Here is a 16070-nt window from a genome sequence, read left to right as displayed (position 1 = left end):
AAAGCCGCCGCGACGGGTGTCGCGGCGGCGCGGAGAACGCGGCGAGGAGGCGCGGCGGTCAGGCCCTGGCCACGGCCGGCTTGCCGGCGGGCGGCTGTGCGGAGTACTTCCGGTAGGCCTTGAGGCCGTCCCACCCGATGACGAGGGACGCGACGAGGAGCAGCGCCGCCACGATGATCATGGCCCAGGCGCCCGCGACCGGCAGCCCGCTCATCGCGGGGTTCGCGGCGATCGTGACGTAGAGGTTCCGGGCCGTCACGCACGTCGCGAAGAGCGTCGTGAAGTACATGAAGAGCATCGGGTAGAGGGCGTAGCTCGGGTTGCGCTTTTCGGACTTCAGCCAGACCGTGACGACGAGGAGCGAGAGCGCCGCCATGAGCTGGTTCGACGCGCCGAACATCTGCCAGAGGTAGACCCACGTGCCCGTGAGGACGAGCGCCGCCGTGAGCGCCATCGAGATGATGCTGGACACGTGCATGTTGCGGAACAGAGGAACGGTGTCGCCCATCCACTCGGCCAGCGTCACGCGCATGACGCGGAAGACGAGCTGGGTCACGGTGAGGACGATCATGACGAAGGCGCCGAAGCCGAGCGCCGTGCCGAACACCTCGGGGATGATCCCGAAGGTCCCGGCGAAGATGAGCTTGCCGACGCCCGCCGCGAACCGGCCGCCGCCGCCGCCGACCCCCGCGATGGAGACCGCGGTGAGGGACAGGGTGGCGAGGGAGTACTCGCCGAGCATCGAGCCGGCGCCCACGGGCAGGCAATCGGTCTCGTACTCGAGCTGCCGGGCGGTGCCGACGGAGCCTACGAGCGCATGCCAGCCCGAGATCGCCCCGCAGGCGATCGTCACGAACAGCATGGGCCACAGCGGCTGCCAGGCCTTGCCGGCCAGCGGCAGCGCAAAGCCGAGGTCCTTGACGGCCGTGAGCGCGAAGGCGCCGATGACGTTCCCGGCTGCGTCCTTCACGCCGCTGAGCGGCGCGACGATCATGCCGACGGCCGACAGGACGATCGTGATGAGCATGATCCAGAAGCCGATGTAGTTGACGGGCTGCGCGAAACGCCAGATCGGCATGTTCGCGCCGCAGTACGAGAAGACGAAGAGGAACGCCATCCAGAGGAGGTAGTTCGGGAGCGTCTTCACCTGGGACGTGGCGGCGTCGTAGGCGGCGGTCGTGGGCCGCTTGCCGTCGGGGCCGGGCGCCGGGATGCGCGGGTCGGCGTTCGTCGGATCCACGAGCTGCATGAGGGGCTGCTTGCCCGTGAGGTCGTCGACGGAGGCGTTGATCGACACGATCGCGCTTCCGACCGGCCCCTGCACGAGCTTGCCCTTGTCGTCCTTGTGCTGGCCCCACGGGCCGAGCGCCATCGCGGCGATCGTCGCGACGACGACGATCAGCGTTACGAGGACGAGGTCCATCTTCCAGCGGTACATCATCTGGCCCGCGAGAAGGCCCATGAGCGCCAGCATGATGATCCCGAACGGGACGTCCGGCCGCGCCGAGAGGATGGCCGCGAGGATGCCGACGAAGGCGCCGGCGAGGAGCATGAGGTAGAAGAAGATGAAGACGAACAGGATGCGGCGCGTGCGCGGCGCGATGAGCTTGTGCGAGATCGCGCTCAGGCTGTTGCCGTCGTTCCGGACGGCCACCATGATCGCGGAGTAGTCGCTCGCCCAGCCGATCAGGCTCACGCCGATGACGAGCCAGAGGAGGGACGGCCCCCAGCCCCAGATGTTCGCCGCGGTGATGGGACCGACGATCGGACCTGCCGCCGCGATCGATTTGAAGTGGTAGCCGTACAGGACGTTCCGGGACGTGGGCATGAAGTCCACGCCGTCCATGTACATTTTCGCGGGAGTCGCCCTCTTGACGTCCGCCTGGATGACGTTTTTATCCACGCGCCGCGCGTAGTTGTAGGCCGCGTAGATGACGAGGACGGCAATCAGGACCATCCACAGGGTATTCATCAGACGGGCTCCTTTCGGACTTTTCGGACGAGATTCCCCCCCGATTTGGCCGAAAGCTAGGGCCGGCAGCCGCCGCCGGCCATGATGCAAATGCGGCGGGGAAGTGGCAGAGAGCGCGAAAGTTGGCCGGGGACGGGGCTCAGGCCGCCGGCGTCAGCACCGTGCATACGGACGCGCAGATCGGACCGCCGATGTTGAATGTCGCCGCGGCCCGGGCGTTCGGGACCTGCAGCTTTTCGGGGACCTTCCCGAGGAGCTGCCAGGCCGCCCAGCCCACCATGGCGATGCCGGTCGCCCCGATGGGGTGGCCCTTCGCGATCAGGCCGCCCGACGTGTTGATCCCGCACTCGCCGTCGGGCCGCGCCTTGCCGTCCACCCAGTACGCGGCGCCCTTGCCCGCGGGCGCCTTGCCGATCACCTCGGTCCCGATCGCGCCCATCACGGTGAAGCAGTCGTGCACCTCGGCGACGTTCACGTCCTTGGGGTCGACCCCGCCCGCGCGTACGCTTTCGCCATCGCGGTCTTCGCGCCGCAGGGGTGGAGGACGTCCCGTCCGGCCTTCAGGAGCGGGTCCGTCGCCTGGCCGAAACCGGCGAGGCGGACGGCGTCCTTCTTCGCGACGCCCAGCTTCGCGAGCCCCTTCTCGGTCGCGAGGACGAGGCCGGCGTAGCCGTCCGTGATCTGCGAGCAATCCAGCGTCTTGAGCGGCAGGCCGTCCACGACGTACCGGTTGATGCCCTCGATCGCGAGCGCTTTCTCGAGCGTGACGTCGTTCTTCTGCATCTGGGCGAAGGGGTTGTGCCGCGCGTTCGCGTACTCCTGGACGGCGATCGCCGCGAGGTCGGCCTCGGTGACGCCGTGCTCCTTCAGGTAGAGATCCATCACCTCGGCGAAGAGGTGGGGAAAGACGAACGTCTTCCCGGCGCGCTCGTCGGGGTGCGAAAAGTACCCGAGCACCTTGCCGATGAGCTTCCCGTCCATCTTGCCCTCGGCGTCGCGCATCTTCTCGAAGCCGACGGCGATGCCCGTGTCACCCTCGCCGAGGAGAAGCTTGCGCGCGACCGAGAGGATCGCTTCGCCGCCGGACGCGCAGGCGTTCTCCACGGCCTCGATGGGCTTGGCCGCCATGCCGGGGGCCATCGCGACGAGGCCCGCGAGGAGGCCCTGCTCGTTGAGCGTGAAGTTGCAGGTGGCTCCGATCGAGGCGACGTCGAACAGGGAGGGGTCGGCCGGGATCGAGCCGGCCGTCTCCGTCACGGCGCGCGAGACGATCTCGGGAACCGTGAGCCCCATGAGCTTTCCGAACTTCGACTGGTGGTAGGCGGCGATGTAGAGAGGCTGCGTCATCCATCGAATCTAGAGCCGCCCGGGAGAATCGGCAACGTTTGCAGGATCGGCGGGCTTCGCCGCAGAATCGCGCGCACGGAGGACAACGCATGCCGGCCAAGAAGGCGAAATCCGTCGCCGACCAGTTCAAGGACGCCAAGGCGCGGGTCGAGAAGCTCCCGTCCCGCCCGTCCAACGACCAGCTCCTGGACCTCTACGGCCTCTACAAGCAGGCCACGGACGGCGACGTCTCGGGCGAGCGGCCGGGCCTCTTCGATCTCAAGGGCCGGGCGAAGTACGACGCGTGGGCGAAGCGGAAGGGCGCCTCGAAGGACGACGCGATGAAGAAGTACGCAGCCCTCGTGGACTCCCTCGCTGAAGAACTGGGCTGAGCCGGCCGGCCTCTCTCAGGCCGCGCCGTCCTCCAGATAGGCGCGCTCGCCGTGCAGCCCCTCGTCGAGACCCGACTGCTCGGTCTCGTCCTCGACGTGGACGGGGGTGAACTTGTTGATCGCCCAGAGCATGCCGAGCGTGAAGACGAAAGCCCAGACCGAGGAGAAGAGGACGGCCCCGACCTGAACGAAGAAGAAGCGAGGGTTTCCGTGGAGAAGCCCGTTGACGCCGTTCGGGTTGAAGCTCGTCGTCGCGAAGACGCCGAGGAGCACGATCCCGAGGAAGCCGCCCACGCCGTGGACGCCCCAGACGTCGAGCGCGTCGTCCCACCCGAGCTTGTTCTTGAGCGCGACCGCATAGAAGCAGACGATTCCGGCGATGACGCCGATGAGGCAGGCGGTCGACGGCGAGACGTAGCCGGCCGCGGGAGTGATCGTGGCGAGGCCCGCCACGGCGCCCGTGAGGAGCCCCAGGAACTTCGGCTTCTTCGAGGTGATCCAGTCCATCCCGAGCCATGCGATGGCCGCGAACGACGCGGCGAGGTCGGTGTTGAGGAACGCGACCGCGGTGACGGAGTCGACCCGGAACTCGCTGCCGGCGTTGAAGCCGTACCAGCCGAACCAGAGAAGCCCGGTGCCGAGAGCGACGAGCGGGATGCTGTGGGGCCCGCGGTCGACGATCTTGCGCTTGCCGACGTAGAGGACGGAGGCGAGGGCGGCGATGCCGGCGATGTTGTGGACGACGATGCCGCCCGCGAAGTCGAGAACGCCCCACTTCGCGAGAATTCCGCCGCCCCACACCATGTGGACGAACGGGAAGTACACGAAGAGAAGCCACCCGGTCAGGAACGCCATGTAGGCCTTGAACGTGACCCGGTTCGCGAACGCGCCGGTGATGAGAGCCGGCGTGATGATCGCGAACATCATCTGATAGGCGCAGAAGACGATCATGGGGATCGTGTCGTTCGGGCTCGGCGTGTCCAGGGTGATGTTCCTGAGGAACCTCCAGTCGAAGTTCCCGACGATCCCGAAATAGTCGGTTCCGCTCTTGAGGTCTCCGCTGAAGCACATCGAGAACCCGCAGAGCCACCAGAGGACCGTCGTCCAGCCCATCGAGACGAAGCTCTGGATCATGATCCCGAGGACGTTTTTGCGGCCGACCAGGCCACCGTAGAAGAACGCCAGGCCTGGCGTCATCAGCATGACGAGGCTGCAGCAAAGAAGCATGAACCCGGTGTTTCCGGTGTCGAGGTGGAGCGGCGGCATGAGATTCTCCTTCGTCGCGCCGGGGGGAACGCGCGCCCTGAAGCGAGAAGTCGTTCCCGCCTTTCAGGAGAAACTAGGGCCGCGGACGGACAGCGTAAATGAGGCAAATGGACCAGATCTTCACGACATGAGCCTGATCGACGAGCTTCGCTCCGAGCACGTCTTCATCGAGCGGACGCTCGGCGCGCTGCGCACGTACGTCGAGGCGCGTCTCGGGGGGCGGGGCGAACCCGCGGACGCGGGCGCGTTCCTTGCGTTCTTCCGGCTCTTCGCCGGGCGCTACCACCACGCGCGCGAGGAGGACACGCTCTTCCCGGCGCTGCTCGCGCACCTGCCCATCCGCCCCGACTCCGGGCCGGTGCGCTCCCTCTTCGACCAGCACGCGGCGATGGCGAAGACGCTCGAGGAGTTCGCGCCGCTGCTCGCGAGGCCGGAGGGGCAGGGCGGACGGCTGCTCGACCTCTCGACGCGCTACCGGCGCGACCTCCTCGCGCACATCGACGCCGAGAACTCGGTTCTCCTGCCGGAGGCCGAGGCCCGCCTGCGCCGCGCGGGCGCCCCGGATCTCGAGGGCCGCCCGCCCGACGCCGAGGAGCGCGCCGCGCGGGACGGGGCCGAGCGGCTCTTCGCTCTCTACCCGCCCAGCGAGGACGCGGGCGCGATCCGCGGGGAGGGCTGCGTCATCTGCCCGTCCTACGGGCTGTCGTGCGAGGGCCTCGAGCGCGAGTGGTGGAGCGAGCAGGAGTGGGACGACTTCCGCGAGCGGGACGGCTAGACGGGCGTTGCGCCGGGCGGGGCGGCTTGCTAGGTTTCCCGCCATGAGAAACCGCCTTGTCTTCCTCGCCGCCGCCCTCGCGGTGTTCGCAGCGCCTGCGCTCTTCGCCGCCGACCTCGTGACGCCGGCGCAGAAAGACGCCGCCGGCAAAATCACCGCCGACGGCCTCAAGGCCGACATCCGGTTCCTCTCGTCCGACCTTCTCGAAGGCCGCGGGCCCGCGTCCCGCGGCGACGCGCTGGCCGAGGCCTACATCCAGGCGCGGCTGGAGGCCCTCGGCCTCGAACCCGGCGTCCCCGGCGGAGGATGGATCCAGAAGGTCCCGCTCGTCGGCATCCGGCCGACGTACACGGTCCCCGCGGCCTTCGCGTCGCCGAAGGGGACGGCCCCGGGAGTCCCCGGCGAGAACTTCGTCGCGGTGGCGGGCGACCAGAAGACCGCGTCGAAGATCGAAAACGCCGAGATCGTCTTCGTCGGTTACGGGATCGTCGCGCCCGAATACAAGTGGGACGACTACAAGGGAGCCGACCTGAGAGGCAAGGTCCTCCTGATGATGAACAACGATCCGGAGGGCACGCCTGCCGAGCCGAACCTCTTTGCCGGGAAGACGCGCCTCTGGTACGGGCGCTGGGACTACAAGTACCTCATGGCCGCGAAGGCCGGCGCCGCGGGCGCGATCGTGATCCACACGACGCCGTCGGCCGGTTACGGCTGGCAGGTGATCCAGACGTCGTGGAAGGGCGAGCTCTTCGAGCTGCCCGAGGACGGCAGCCCCCGCGTGGCGATGAAGATGTGGGCGACCGACGAGCTGGCGAAGAAGCTCGCCGCGCTCGGCGGCAAGGACCTCGACGCGCTCAGGGCCGCGGCCGAGACGCGCGCCTTCAAACCGGTGCCGCTGGGCGTCACGATGTCGCTCGCCTTCACGAGCACCGTATCGAAGAAGGAATCCGGCAACGTGATCGGCCTGCTCCGCGGCGCGGATCCGCAGCGCGCGGGCGAGGCCGTGATCTACACGGCGCACCACGACCACCTCGGAATCAAGCCCGCGGCGACGCCGGGCGGCGACGCGATCTACAACGGCGCCCTCGACAACGCGTCGGGCGTGGCGGGAATCCTCGCGATCGCGCAGGCGTTTGCCTCGCTGAAGGAGAGGCCGGCCCGGAGCGTCTACTTCGCGCTCGTTGCGGGGGAGGAGCAGGGACTGCTCGGGTCGGAGTGGCTCGCGAAGCATCCCCCCGTTCCCGCCGGCCGGATCGCTGCGAACGTGAACGTCGACGTGATCGGCGTCTACGGAAAAACGCGGGACGTCGGGATGATCGGCCTCGGGAAGTCCTCGCTCGACGCGGACTTCACGGCGCTGGCCGCGATGCAGGGACGGGTCACACATGGCGACGAGTCCCCGGAGAAGGGGACCTTTTACCGTTCGGACCAGTTCAACTTCGCGAGGATCGGCGTCCCGGCCGCGTACTTGAAGAAGGGGACGGACGTGGTCGGAAAGGCGCCGGGCTGGGGCAGGGCCCAGGAAGAGGCTTACGTGAAGACCGACTACCACCAGCCCTCGGACGATTTCCGGGAGAGCTGGGACTTCTCCGGGGCCGTCGAGGACATGCGCCTCGCGTTCTGGCTCGGCTGCCGAACCGCGGACGCGCCCGAGATGCCGCGCTGGAACAAGGGCGACGAGTTCGAGGCGGCGCGTTTGAAGGCGCTCGCGGAGGCCAAATGAAGAGAGACGCGGGTGTCGGCTGCATCCGCAAGGCAGCGAGGCTCAACTCACAGACGAAAGGGAGGAAATCGTGAACAACCGTGAACACCTCGTCCAGTGCTTCAAGTCGGAAATCCCGAAGTTCGTCCGCGTGCTGAAGGCCGTGCCCCCGGCCGGTGCGGGCTACCGCCCGCACCCGCGGTCGATGTCCGCCGCCGAGATCGTTTCGCTGCTCGCGAACGAGCTCGACGACGCGTGCGTCCTCCTGGCCAAGGGGGAGGTGAACTTCGTCCAGAAGCCGGCGCCGGCAGACGTCACGGTCAGCGTCGCGGCCTACGAGAAGAACGCGGCGCTGCTCAAGCGGCGTCTCGCGAGGGTCAAGGACGCAGCCTGGAAGAAGAAGGCGCGCTTCCTCATGGACGGAAAAGTCGCGTGGGAGACGGCCCTCGGCGACATGCTGTGGGGCTTCCTCTTCGACGCGATCCACCACCGCGGTCAGCTCTCGACGTACCTGCGGCCCATGGGCGCGAAGGTGCCGTCGATCTACGGTCCTTCGGCTGACGATCCGGGCCAGTAACGCACCCCCGGCGCTGAGACTCGGTCTGCTAGGCTCTCCGGCATGAAGATCTTCCTCCGCTCCATCGCGGCCGCTGCCCTCGTGCTTTCCGCCGCGCGTCCCTCCGCCGCCGAGCCTCCGGCCGCCGGCGCGAAGGCCCCGGCCGTCTCACTTCCGAGCCAGGAAGGGCAGACGGTGACCCTCGAGCAGAACAAGGGCAAGTGGGTCGTCCTCTACTTCTACCCGAAGGACTTCACGTCGGGCTGCACGATGGAGGCGCACAACTTCCAGCGCGACCTCGCGAAGTACGAGAAGGCGAACGCCGTGATCCTCGGCGTCAGCGTCGACACCGTGGATTCGCACAGGAGCTTCTGCACCAAGGAAGCGTTGAGCTTCAAGCTGCTCGCCGACACGGAAGGCGCCGTCACGAAGGCCTACGATTCCGCCGTGGTGCGCGACGGCAAGACGTACTCGGCGCGCAACACGTTCCTGATCGACCCGGCGGGCGTGATCCGGAAGACCTACCTGAAGGTCAATCCCTCGACGCACAGCGACGACGTGCTCGCCGACCTCGCTCAGCTCCAGGCCGCGAAGTAAGCCGTCAGGGAGCCGCGCCGAGGGCGGCGAGCGCCCGTTCGAGGTTCGCGCGCGCGAAGTCGTAGTCCGGCCTCAGGCGGAGGGCCTCGCGGAACTGCCCTGCGGCTTCGGCCACCCGGCCCTGCCTCATGAAGGCGACCCCGAGCCCGTTGTGTGCGAGGTGCGCGTCGGCGGTCCCGAGGCGCAATGCCGCCTCGTAGAGGGGGATCGCCTCGGCGGCCCGCCCGAGCTTCACCTCGACCGTGGCGAGGTTGACGAGGACGGCCCCGTCCGAGGGGTCGATCGCGTAAGCCTCCCGGAGACGCGCCGCGGCCTCGCCGAGGCTCCCGCGCTGTTCGGCGGCGCGCCCGAGGTTGAGGAGCGCCGGGACGTTGTCGGGCTTGAGCTTCAGCGACGCCTCGAAGTGCGCGACGCCCTCGGACGTGCGGCCGGCGTTGACGAGGAAGAACCCGTAGTTCGTCTCGCAGGAGAAGCACGAAGAGTTCTTGGAAAGTGTGTCTTTCCAGAGAGTTTCTTCTCCCTCGTAGATGCGGGCCTGGCGGAAGGTGAGGACGCCGAGGAAAACGAGGATTCCGGCGCCGGCCGCAGCCGCGGCGCGCCGCCAGAGCGGCGGCGCCTTGGCGAGTGCCAACGCCGCACCGCAGGCAAGCCCCGCCGACGCCACGGCGACTGCCTGGTAGGCGAAATGGTCCGCCACCCAGGAGTACCGCATCGCGTAGACGTTGAAGAAACCCATCGCGGGGAAGAGGACGCCGCCGAAAAGCAGCAGGAACGCGAGCGGGCCGCGGCCGAGGCGCTCCCGGAATCGCCACGCGAGGACGAGGAGAGCGAGCGCGCCGAGCGACGGCAGCCACTGAACCATCGCGCGCGCGTCGACCGTCCAACGCTCGTAGAAGAAGGAGAGATCGAGGGGGATGAAGAATTTCTTCGAATAGAAGAGGACCACTTCTCCGGCGAGGACCAGGCGGCCCGCCAGGCCCAGCGACCACTCCTTTCCGCTCGCGGCGACGACCGTCCGCTCGAGCCATGCGGTGTGCGCGGCGAGAGCGATTCCGGCGGCGAACCACGGAACCAGCGGCCCGGCGTCCTTCCCGCGGATCTCCCCGCGCTTCCACCAGACGAGGACGAGGAGCACGGCCGGGACGACCACCGCGGTCGTCTTCGCGAAGAGGGCGAGGACGAAGAGGAAGAATCCCCCGGTCTTTCTCTCTTTTGCCTCCCGTGACGATAGGTACGCGAGCATCGCGAGGAGGGACAGGAAGAGAGACAGCGTGTTCTTGCGCTCCGCGACCCACGCGACGGATTCGACGCACATCGGATGCAGCGCGAAGAGCGCCGCGGCCCAGCCCGGACCCGGCAGGCCGAGCCGCGCGAGCAGGATCCACAGCAGCAGCGCATTGGCCGCGTGGAGGAGGACGTTCACGAGGTGGTAGCCGAGGGGCGCGAGTCCCCAGAGGCGCTTCTCGATCCAGTAGGACGTGAAGACCATCGGGTAGTACTGCTCGTTCGCCTTCGTGTCGGTCCAGATGAGGTGGAGGCCGGCGAGGCCGTCCAGCGTCGGGTTCTCCGTGACGTACGTGTCGTCGTTCCAGACGAACCCGGCCTTCAGCGCGGGGACGTATGCCGCGAGCGTCGCGAGAACGAGCAGGGACCCGAGGGCGAGGAGGGCCTTCTTCGGCACGGCGGGAGGATAAGGCCTCTAGAATCCGGCCCGTCATGGCGCGTCGCGTTGAACCCAGCCGGAAGAGCCCCGAGGAGCGGCTGGACGACCTCCTCACGGGGCATCGCGAGGCGACGCTGCGGAACGAGGGCGCCAAGTACGCCCGCCGCGCGATCGAGCAGTCGGACTCCCTCCCGAACGGCGTCAAGTTCTTCGCGTGGGCGCTGCTGGCGGCGGACGCCCCGGACGAGGACGAGGCGCTTGCCGCGCTCGCCGAAGCGGAGGGCTACCTCGACGTCGCGCGGCAGGACCTCGGGCGGCGGTTCACGAAGGAAATCGCGGATCTGCGCTTCCTCGAGCGCGGCATCTCCCTGCGGAGCGACCGCGCCGAGTTCGAGGAGGCCGTGCGCCTGTGCGACGTGGCGCTCGGGCTCGGCCTCGGGACGCCCTACGAGCGGCGGAAGGCGTCCCTCCTCCGGATGGTCTGAGTCGACTCGAGTCCGGCGCTACATGGACTCGAGGTGCATGTCGATCAGGCCGTGCTGCTTGAAGGCCCCGATCCGCGGAGTGAAGAGGCCGATCAGGAAGAGCACGAACCCGCCGCCCGCCATCGCCGAGAGGGCGAGCAGGGACGGGACGCGCTGGGCGCGCACCCGGTCGGCGTCGTTCGTCCGTACGGTCGCCTCCGGCACGACGATCGCCGCCGCGCCGTTCTCGCCGGCGAGCATCAGCCGCTTGTCGGCGATGGCCTTCTGCAGGGGCACGGAAGCCACGAGAACTTCGAAGCGATCGGTGGTCGACGTCAGGGGTTGCGCCAGGTGCGCCGGGGTCAGGCTCATGTCGACCGGGGCGGTCTGGACCTTCCAGAGGCCTCCGAGGGCGAGCACGAGGATGACTCCGCCGCCCAGGAGCGCCCAGAGCCGGAAATGACTCTTCTGCATGGCACCCTCCGGGGCCGGGTAGAAATCCGGTCCTGGTAACAACCTAGGCCCCGCCCCCGCCTCCCGCAAGGGAGCCGGATGCCCCAGCCGACGCCCGGAGCGCGGAGCTTTGGTCCGTTTGCATCATGTCTCCGGAGAGACTCCGTCTCTAAGCTCCGGCGCATGGGAAATCGACGCCGACTCGTGTGCGACGGCAACACCGCCGCCGCTTCCGTGGCCTACCGCCTGAGCGAGGTGGTGGCCGTCTATCCGATCACTCCTTCCTCCACGATGGGCGAGCTCTCCGACGAGTGGATGGCCAAGGGCCTGAAGAACGTATGGGGAACGATTCCGCAGGTCATCGAGATGCAGTCCGAGGGCGGCGCCGCCGGCGCGGTCCACGGCTCGCTCCAGGCCGGAGCGCTCACGACGACGTTCACGGCCTCGCAGGGCCTGCTCCTGATGATCCCGAACATGTACAAGATCGCGGGGGAGCTCACCTCCTACGCGATGCACGTGTCGGCCCGCACGCTCGCGACGCACGCGCTGTCCATCTTCGGCGACCACTCGGACGTGATGGCCTGCCGCCAGACGGGCTTCGCCCTGCTCGCTTCGGCCTCCGTCCAGGAGGCGCAGGACCTCGCGGCCATCGCGCACATCGCGACGCTCGCCTCGCGCATCCCGTTCCTGCACTTCTTCGACGGGTTCCGCACGTCGCACGAGCTCGCGAAGATCGAGGAGCTCACGGACGACGATCTGCGCGCGCTGCTCGACGAGTCGAAGATCGATGCGCACCGCGCCCGCGCGCTCAGCCCCGACCGGCCGCTCCTGCGCGGCACGGCCCAGAACCCCGACGCGTTCTTCCAGGCGCGCGAGGCCTGCAACCCGTTCTACGACGCGTGCGCCGGCTTCGTGGTCGACGCGATGGCGAAGTTCGGGAAGCTCACGGGCCGCGCCTACGACCTGTTCGACTACGTGGGCGCGAAGGACGCCGAGCGCGTGCTCGTCGTGATGGGCTCGGGCGCCGAGACCTGCGACGAGACCGCGAAGTGGCTGAACGCGAAGGGCGAGAAGGTGGGCGTCCTCAAGGTGCGCCTCTACCGCCCATGGTCCCTCGCGCACTTCATCTCGGCCCTGCCGACGACCGTCAAGACGATCGCGGTCCTCGACCGCACGAAGGAGCCCGGCGCCCCCGGCGACCCGCTCTGGCTGGACGTGGTCGCGGCGCTCGCCGAGGCCCGCACGACAGGGGTCTCGAAATTCGCCTCCGAGCCGCGCGTCGTCGCGGGGCGGTACGGCCTCTCCTCGAAGGAATTCACGCCCGCGATGGTCGCGTCCGTCTACGCCGAGATGGCGAAGGCCGCCCCGAAGCGGCAGTTCACGATCGGCATCGTCGACGACGTGACGCACACCTCGCTCCCGTGGGACGACTCGATCGACATCGAGCCCGCCGACCGCAAGAAGGCCGTCTTCTTCGGCCTCGGCTCGGACGGCACGGTCAGCGCGAACAAGAACTCGATCCAGATCATCGGCGAGGACGCGGGCAAGGAGGCGCAGGCCTACTTCGTCTACGACTCGAAGAAGGCGGGCGCCGTCACGACGTCGCACCTCCGCTTCGGCGAGGCGCCGATCCGGGCCGCGTGGCTCGTCTCGAACGCGGATCTCGTGGCGTGCCACCAGTTCTCGCTGCTCGACAAGCAGGACATGCTGTCCTGCGTCAAGAGCGGCGGCGTCTTCCTCCTGAATGCGCCGTTCGGGCCCGACGAGGTCTGGGACCAGCTGCCGTTCGAGGTCCAGGACCAGATCGTGAAGAAGAAGCTCCGCTTCTTCATCGTCGACGCATACGGCCTCGCCAAGGAGATCGGGCTCGGCGGCCGCATCAACACGATCATGCAGGCCTGCTTCTTCAAGCTCTCCGGCGTCCTGCCGGCCGAGGAAGCTCTCGAGCGGATCAAGAAGGGCATCCGCAAGAGCTACGCCCGCCGCGGCGAGGAGGTTCTCCAGAAGAACTTTGCGGCCGTGGACGGCGCCGCAGCGGGCCTCAAGGAAGTGAAGGTCCCGTCCGGCGTGACGACTCAGCGGCACATGCCGCCCCCGGTCTCGACGGAAGCGCCGGACTTCGTCCAGCGCGTCTCGGGCGTCCTTCTCTCGGGCAAGGGCGATCTCCTGCCCGTCAGCGCGTTCCCTCCGGACGGCACGTGGCCGACCGGCACCGCGAAGTGGGAGAAGCGGAACATCGCGCAGGACATCCCGGTATGGGACGAGAAGCTCTGCATCCAGTGCAACAAGTGCGCGATGGTCTGCCCGCACGCGGCCATCCGCGCCAAGCTCTACGAGCCGGCGGCCCTCGCGGGCGCCCCGGCGACGTTCAAGTCCGTCGACTTCAAGTCGACGGAGTGGCAGGGCCAGAAGTACACGATCCAGGTAGCGCCGGAAGACTGCACGGGCTGCACGCTCTGCATGATGGTCTGCCCGGCGAAGGACAAGTCGAACCCGAAGCACAAGGCGCTCGACATGGTGCCGCAGGCCCCGCTCCGCGAGCCGGAGCGCGCGAACTACGAGTTCTTCCTCGACCTGCCCGAGGCCGACCGCACGAAGCTCCGCATCGCGGACGTGAAGTCCGCCCAGTTCCTCGAGCCCCTCTTCGAGTACTCGGGCGCGTGCGCGGGCTGCGGCGAGACGCCGTACATCAAGCTCCTGACCCAGCTCTTCGGCGACCGGATGGTCGTCGCGAACGCGACCGGCTGCTCGTCGATCTACGGCGGCAACCTCCCGACGACGCCGTACACGACCAACGCCGACGGGCGCGGCCCGGCGTGGTCGAACTCGCTCTTCGAGGACAACGCCGAGTTCGGTCTCGGGATGCGCCTCGGAGTCGACCATCACGACCTCACGGCGCGGACGGCGCTCAAGCTGCATGCCGCCGAGATCGGTCAGCAGCTCGTCGACGAGATCCTCGGCGCGGACCAGTCCGGCGAGGCCGGCATCGCCGCGCAGCGCGCGCGCGTCGCCGAGCTGAGGAAGCGCCTCGCGGGAAGCCCGAAGCCCGAGGCGAAGCGCCTCGCGTCTCTCGCGGACTACCTCGTCAAGAAGAGCGTCTGGATCGTGGGAGGCGACGGCTGGGCCTACGACATCGGGTTCGGCGGCCTCGACCACGTCATGGCCGTCGGGCGGGACGTGAACATTCTCGTCCTCGACACGGAGGTCTACTCGAACACGGGCGGCCAGTCCTCCAAGGCGACGCCGCTCGGCGCCTCGGCGAAGTTCGCGACGGCCGGCAAGGCCGTCTCGAAGAAGGACCTCGGCCTCATGGCGATGGGCTACGGCTCGGTCTACGTGGCGCGGGTCGCGTTCGGCGCGAAGGACGCCCAGACGGTCAAGGCGTTCCAGGAAGCCGAGTCCTACCCGGGGACCTCGATCATCCTCGCGTACAGCCCGTGCATCGCGCACGGTTACGACATGGCCTTCCAGCTGGACCAGCAGACGAAGGCCGTGCAGTCCGGCTACTGGCCGCTCTACCGCTTCGACCCGCGCCGCACGGCGGCGGGGGAGACCCCGCTCGTGATCGACACGGGCACGCTCAAGGGCGACATCGGGGCCTTCATGCGCAACGAGGCCCGCTTCCGCGTGGCCGAGGAGCGCGACCCCGAGCTCTACAAGGGGGTCGTCGCGCGGGCCCGCCGCGAGGCCGCCGACAAAGTCCTTCTCTACGAGCAGCTCGCCAAGAAGCACGTCGCCGAGGCCGTGACCCGGCCCGGGAACTGAGGACGCCGCACATGGACCTGAGAACGACCTACCTCGGCCTTCCCCTCGCCCACCCGCTCATGCCGGGCGCCTCGCCGCTCGTCGACGACCTCGACACGGTCAAGCGCCTCGAGGACGCGGGCGCGTCCGCGATCGTCATGCACTCGCTCTTCGAGGAGCAGATCACGCACGAGCGCGAGGGCATCCACCGCGCGATGGACATCCACGCGGAGTCGTTCGCGGAAGCGATGTCGTACTTCCCGGCGCCGGAGGAGTTCCACCTCGGCCCGGACCGCTACCTCGAGCAGATCCGCAAGATCCGCGCGACGGTCTCGGTTCCCGTCATCGCCTCGCTGAACGGCGTGACGGACTCCGGCTGGCTGAGCTACGCGAAGCTCATGCAGGACGCCGGTGCGCACGCCCTCGAGCTGAACGTCTACAGGATCGCCGCCGACCCCAACATTTCGGGCACGGCGATCGACCACGAGGTCGAGAACATCCTCCGGACCGTCAAGCGCGGCCTTGGAATTCCCGTCGCGATGAAAGTGGGGCCGTTCTTCTCCTCGTTCGCGAACGTCGCACGCCAGCTCGACGACCTGGGCGTGGACGGGCTCGTCCTCTTCAACCGCTTCTACCAGCCCGACATCGACGTCGAGCTCCTCGAGCCGGTGCCGGCCCTGCAGCTCTCCGACTCGTCGGACCTCCTCCTGAGGCTCCGCTGGCTCGCGATCCTGTCGGGACGCGTACGGTGCTCTCTCGCGGAGACGGGCGGCGTCCACACGCCGATCGACCTCGTGAAGGCGATCATGGCGGGCGCTCACGCCGTCCAGATCGTCTCTTCGATCCTCCGGCACGGCCCGCGCCAGATCACGGCGCTCAAGCAGGGGCTCGCCGAGTGGATGGAGAAGCACGAGTACGAGTCCGTCGCGCAGATGACCGGCGCCGTCAGCCACCGCACGAGCGCGGACCCGGCGGCCTTCGAGCGCGCGAACTACATGAAGGTGCTCCAGAGCTTCCGCGTCCCGGCGTAAAACACGTGAGCCCGAGGGCACCGGCTCCCTCGGGCTCGCTACGCCCCGCGTCGGGGGGATCAGGAGAATTCCTTGTTGGCTTGCGCCAATCGGCGCGTGTCCTTGAAACGGCGTCGACCGTCGGCCGTC

The 16070-nt window shown here is 68.4% G+C and carries 14 protein-coding genes; 8 read left to right on the top strand and 6 right to left on the bottom strand.

The window, feature by feature from the left end; translation table 11 throughout:
- Window positions 1–58: 58 nt before the first annotated feature.
- The 3 genes from IPL89_07340 to IPL89_07330 all read right to left on the bottom strand — a co-directional run bounded on the left by IPL89_07340 (window position 59) and on the right by IPL89_07330 (window position 3319).
- Window positions 59–1972 (bottom strand): carbon starvation protein A, encoded by a 1914-nt coding sequence (locus IPL89_07340; protein ID MBK9062996.1) that lies wholly within the window; start codon window positions 1970–1972, stop codon window positions 59–61.
- Window positions 1973–2111: 139 nt separating this feature from the next.
- Window positions 2112–2447: a hypothetical protein gene (locus IPL89_07335; protein MBK9062995.1), complete on the bottom strand. Its 336-nt coding sequence runs from the start codon at window positions 2445–2447 to the stop codon at window positions 2112–2114.
- On the bottom strand, window positions 2444–3319 hold the full coding sequence (locus IPL89_07330; protein MBK9062994.1) for a thiolase family protein: 876 nt from the start codon (window positions 3317–3319) through the stop codon (window positions 2444–2446). Before IPL89_07330 ends, IPL89_07335 begins: the two co-directional genes overlap by 4 nt.
- 89 nt (window positions 3320–3408) lie before the next feature.
- Between IPL89_07330 and IPL89_07325 the strand changes: the two genes are divergently transcribed.
- The gene (locus IPL89_07325; GenBank protein MBK9062993.1) at window positions 3409–3690 is read left to right on the top strand and encodes an acyl-CoA-binding protein; all 282 of its coding nucleotides are present in this window, start codon (window positions 3409–3411) and stop codon (window positions 3688–3690) included.
- Between the two features lie 15 nt (window positions 3691–3705).
- Here the strand turns inward: IPL89_07325 and IPL89_07320 are convergent, their stop codons facing one another.
- Entirely contained in the window at window positions 3706–4956 is a 1251-nt protein-coding gene (locus tag IPL89_07320; GenBank protein MBK9062992.1) for an ammonium transporter, read from the bottom strand.
- Window positions 4957–5083: 127 nt separating this feature from the next.
- Here IPL89_07320 and IPL89_07315 point away from each other — a divergent pair, with 127 nt between their 5' ends.
- The 4 genes from IPL89_07315 to IPL89_07300 all read left to right on the top strand — a co-directional run bounded on the left by IPL89_07315 (window position 5084) and on the right by IPL89_07300 (window position 8586).
- Complete coding sequence (locus tag IPL89_07315; protein MBK9062991.1) at window positions 5084–5731, top strand: hemerythrin domain-containing protein; 648 nt, start codon at window positions 5084–5086, stop codon at window positions 5729–5731.
- Between the two features lie 43 nt (window positions 5732–5774).
- Window positions 5775–7454, top strand: coding sequence for a M28 family peptidase (locus IPL89_07310; protein ID MBK9062990.1), 1680 nt, complete (start codon window positions 5775–5777; stop codon window positions 7452–7454).
- A gap of 70 nt (window positions 7455–7524) precedes the next feature.
- Complete coding sequence (locus IPL89_07305) at window positions 7525–8010, top strand: hypothetical protein (protein MBK9062989.1); 486 nt, start codon at window positions 7525–7527, stop codon at window positions 8008–8010.
- A 42-nt stretch (window positions 8011–8052) separates the two neighbouring features.
- A complete protein-coding gene (locus IPL89_07300; protein MBK9062988.1) occupies window positions 8053–8586 on the top strand; it encodes a peroxiredoxin in 534 nt (177 codons plus the stop codon).
- Window positions 8587–8590: 4 nt separating this feature from the next.
- On the opposite strand, the gene IPL89_07295 is transcribed toward IPL89_07300, so the two are convergent.
- Window positions 8591–10267, bottom strand: coding sequence for a tetratricopeptide repeat protein (locus tag IPL89_07295; protein ID MBK9062987.1), 1677 nt, complete (start codon window positions 10265–10267; stop codon window positions 8591–8593).
- A gap of 35 nt (window positions 10268–10302) precedes the next feature.
- Between IPL89_07295 and IPL89_07290 the strand changes: the two genes are divergently transcribed.
- A complete protein-coding gene (locus tag IPL89_07290; GenBank protein ID MBK9062986.1) occupies window positions 10303–10734 on the top strand; it encodes a hypothetical protein in 432 nt (143 codons plus the stop codon).
- Between the two features lie 18 nt (window positions 10735–10752).
- Here IPL89_07290 and IPL89_07285 read toward each other — a convergent pair whose 3' ends face one another.
- Window positions 10753–11187, bottom strand: coding sequence for a hypothetical protein (locus IPL89_07285; GenBank protein ID MBK9062985.1), 435 nt, complete (start codon window positions 11185–11187; stop codon window positions 10753–10755).
- 162 nt (window positions 11188–11349) lie between these two features.
- Between IPL89_07285 and nifJ the strand changes: the two genes are divergently transcribed.
- Together nifJ and IPL89_07275 are read left to right on the top strand one after the other, a co-directional pair.
- The gene (gene nifJ / locus IPL89_07280; GenBank protein MBK9062984.1) at window positions 11350–14931 is read left to right on the top strand and encodes a pyruvate:ferredoxin (flavodoxin) oxidoreductase; all 3582 of its coding nucleotides are present in this window, start codon (window positions 11350–11352) and stop codon (window positions 14929–14931) included.
- Between the two features lie 11 nt (window positions 14932–14942).
- The gene (locus tag IPL89_07275) at window positions 14943–15941 is read left to right on the top strand and encodes a dihydroorotate dehydrogenase-like protein (GenBank protein MBK9062983.1); all 999 of its coding nucleotides are present in this window, start codon (window positions 14943–14945) and stop codon (window positions 15939–15941) included.
- Window positions 15942–16070: the final 129 nt, after the last annotated feature.

It is taken from the genome of Acidobacteriota bacterium (assembly GCA_016716715.1).
Classification (GTDB): Bacteria; Acidobacteriota; Thermoanaerobaculia; order UBA5066; family UBA5066; genus Fen-183.
Note: the sequence above shows the minus strand (reverse complement) of the source record. Positions and strands in the feature narration are given on the sequence as shown.

Excerpts from the sequence above, each read along its gene's own strand:
- IPL89_07325 (MBK9062993.1), top strand. The coding sequence starts at position 3,409 with ATGCCGGCCAAGAAGGCGAAATCCGTCGCCGACCAGTTCAAGGACGCC.
- IPL89_07290 (MBK9062986.1), top strand. The coding sequence starts at position 10,303 with ATGGCGCGTCGCGTTGAACCCAGCCGGAAGAGCCCCGAGGAGCGGCTG.
- IPL89_07275 (MBK9062983.1), top strand. The coding sequence starts at position 14,943 with ATGGACCTGAGAACGACCTACCTCGGCCTTCCCCTCGCCCACCCGCTC.
- IPL89_07320 (MBK9062992.1), bottom strand. The coding sequence starts at position 4,956 with ATGCCGCCGCTCCACCTCGACACCGGAAACACCGGGTTCATGCTTCTT.
- IPL89_07315 (MBK9062991.1), top strand. The coding sequence starts at position 5,084 with ATGAGCCTGATCGACGAGCTTCGCTCCGAGCACGTCTTCATCGAGCGG.
- IPL89_07330 (MBK9062994.1), bottom strand. The coding sequence starts at position 3,319 with ATGACGCAGCCTCTCTACATCGCCGCCTACCACCAGTCGAAGTTCGGA.
- IPL89_07310 (MBK9062990.1), top strand. The coding sequence starts at position 5,775 with ATGAGAAACCGCCTTGTCTTCCTCGCCGCCGCCCTCGCGGTGTTCGCA.
- nifJ (MBK9062984.1), top strand. The coding sequence starts at position 11,350 with ATGGGAAATCGACGCCGACTCGTGTGCGACGGCAACACCGCCGCCGCT.
- IPL89_07340 (MBK9062996.1), bottom strand. The coding sequence starts at position 1,972 with ATGAATACCCTGTGGATGGTCCTGATTGCCGTCCTCGTCATCTACGCG.
- IPL89_07285 (MBK9062985.1), bottom strand. The coding sequence starts at position 11,187 with ATGCAGAAGAGTCATTTCCGGCTCTGGGCGCTCCTGGGCGGCGGAGTC.
- IPL89_07300 (MBK9062988.1), top strand. The coding sequence starts at position 8,053 with ATGAAGATCTTCCTCCGCTCCATCGCGGCCGCTGCCCTCGTGCTTTCC.